Origin of the sequence: Mycobacterium sp. (assembly GCF_035603715.1) — a bacterium.
In the GTDB taxonomy this organism is placed as follows: Bacteria; Actinomycetota; Actinomycetes; order Mycobacteriales; family Mycobacteriaceae; genus Mycobacterium.
The window spans coordinates 1-2,121 of sequence record NZ_DATNJW010000701.1 but is presented as its reverse complement, the minus strand read 5'-3'; the positions used below and the strand labels follow the sequence as shown (position 1 = coordinate 2,121).

Genomic DNA, 2,121 nt, shown 5'->3' with positions numbered 1-2,121 from the left:
CGACCCGCGGATGTTCCGGGCGATCCGTGGTCAGGTGGCAATCGCCACCACGCCCGGAAAGGTGCGTCGCGTGCGGCTGCTGCCCGGCGATCCGCCGGCCACCCGGCAGGCCGTCGACGCAATCATGGCTGCCGATCTGGTGGTGCTGGGACCCGGCTCGTGGTTCACCAGCGTGATCCCCCATGTGCTGGTACCGGGGCTGGCCGCGGCGCTGCAGGCGACGAAGGCCCGGCGCGCGCTGGTGCTCAACCTGGTCGCCGAACCGGGGGAGACGGCAGGTTTCTCGGTCGAACGTCATCTGCACGTGCTCGCCCAGCACGCGCCCGGATTCACCGTGCATGACGTGATCATCGACGCCGAACGGGTACCCAGCGAACGGGAACGCGAGCAACTGCGGCGTACGGCAACCCTGCTTGATGCCCAGGTTCAGTTCGCAGACGTCGCCCGGCCTGGTACACCTTTACATGACCCGAGCAAGCTGGCCGCGGCGCTGGACGGAGTCAGCGTGCGCGGCTTGGGTCAGCCGCCGTCTGCGACGTCCACCGACGCGATGGCGGTTGAGCAGGAACGTCAGCAAACCGGGGAAGATAGACCGGGTCGCAACAGACCAAGGGGTGACGACGCGTGGCGATGACGGCCGAAGTCAAGGACGAGTTGAGCCGCCTGGTGGTGAGCGCGGTGAGCGCACGGCGCGCCGAGGTGACCTCGCTGCTGCGGTTCGCGGGCGGTTTGCACATCGTGGCCGGCCGTGTGGTCGTCGAAGCCGAGGTGGATTTGGGCAGCATCGCGCGACGGCTGCGCAAAGACATCTTCGACCTTTACGGCTACAACGCCGTCGTGCATGTCTTGTCCGCCAGTGGAATCCGCAAGACGACTCGTTACGTGTTGCGGGTCGCAAACGATGGCGAGGCGCTGGCCCGCCAGACCGGGCTGCTCGATCTGCGTGGTCGGCCGGTGCGCGGTTTGCCCGCGCAGGTCGTCGGCGGCAGCATCGGCGACGCTGAAGCCGCGTGGCGTGGAGCGTTCTTGGCACACGGTTCGCTGACCGAGCCGGGCCGGTCCTCGGCGCTGGAGGTCAGTTGCCCCGGCCCGGAGGCGGCACTGGCCTTGGTGGGCGCGGCACGGCGGCTCGGAATCAGCGCCAAAGCGCGTGAGGTGCGCGGCGCCGACCGGGTGGTGGTCCGCGATGGCGAGGCCATCGGGGCCCTGCTGACCCGGATGGGCGCCCAGGAGACCCGGCTGGTCTGGGAGGAACGGCGGATGCGCCGCGAGGTCCGGGCAACGGCGAATCGGCTGGCGAATTTCGACGACGCGAATCTGCGCCGCTCGGCGCGTGCCGCGGTGGCCGCTGCCGCACGCGTCGAACGCGCGCTGGAAATACTCGCCGACACAGTGCCCGATCATCTGGCCGCGGCGGGCAAGTTACGCATCGAGCACCGACAGGCCTCTTTGGAGGAATTGGGCCGGCTGGCCGACCCGCCGATGACGAAAGACGCTGTGGCGGGCCGCATTCGGCGACTGCTGTCAATGGCCGACCGTAAGGCGAAGGTCGATGGTATTCCGGACACCGAATCGGCGGTGACCCCAGACCTGATGGAAGACGCCTGACCTAGTTTGCCGCGGCGGAGTGGTGATGTCGCTACATTGTTCTCGCCAACGGTGGCACACCTGAAACGAGGCCGTCATGGGATTCATCACCCCGGACCTTCCGGACGTCGACCACGAAACCTGGCATACGCTGCCGGCCGCCGAGCGGATGCAGGTGGTCACCCGGCACTGGGTGGAGCACGGTTTTGGCACGCCGTCGGCGATCTATCTGCTCTACGTGTTCAAAATGGCCGCCTACGCCGCAGGTGCTGCCGCGGTCATTTCGCTGACCCCGGGTCTGGGCGGACTTGGGGACATCGAGACCTGGTGGACGCAGCCGATCGTGTACCAGAAGCTCATCATTTTCACGCTGCTGTTCGAGGTGTTGGGGTTGGGTTGCGGGTCAGGCCCGCTCACCGCGCGGTTCTGGCCTCCGATCGGCGGGTTCTTGTACTGGTTGCGGCCCAAGACAATTCGTCTTCCGCCTTGGCCGCATGAGGTCCCGTTCACCAGCGGCGACACCCGCAATATTTT

The 2,121-nt window shown here is 67.3% G+C and carries 3 protein-coding genes; all 3 read left to right on the top strand.

From position 1 onward, the window contains the following. Positions 1 to 634: 2-phospho-L-lactate transferase CofD family protein (locus VN856_RS28170; protein ID WP_325695413.1), on the top strand; the 634-nt coding region annotated here is incomplete at its 5' end. Continuing rightward, complete coding sequence (gene whiA / locus VN856_RS28165) at positions 631 to 1,608, top strand: DNA-binding protein WhiA (protein WP_325695415.1); 978 nt, start codon at positions 631 to 633, stop codon at positions 1,606 to 1,608. The genes VN856_RS28170 and whiA, both read left to right, overlap by 4 nt. 76 nt (positions 1,609 to 1,684) lie before the next feature. Then, on the top strand, positions 1,685 to 2,121 hold a 437-nt coding region (locus VN856_RS28160; protein WP_325695411.1), incomplete at its 3' end, for a DUF3556 domain-containing protein.

Bases quoted from the DNA above. Each gene is read 5' to 3' on its own strand.
- whiA (WP_325695415.1), top strand. From the start codon at position 631: ATGACGGCCGAAGTCAAGGACGAGTTGAGCCGCCTGGTGGTGAGCGCG.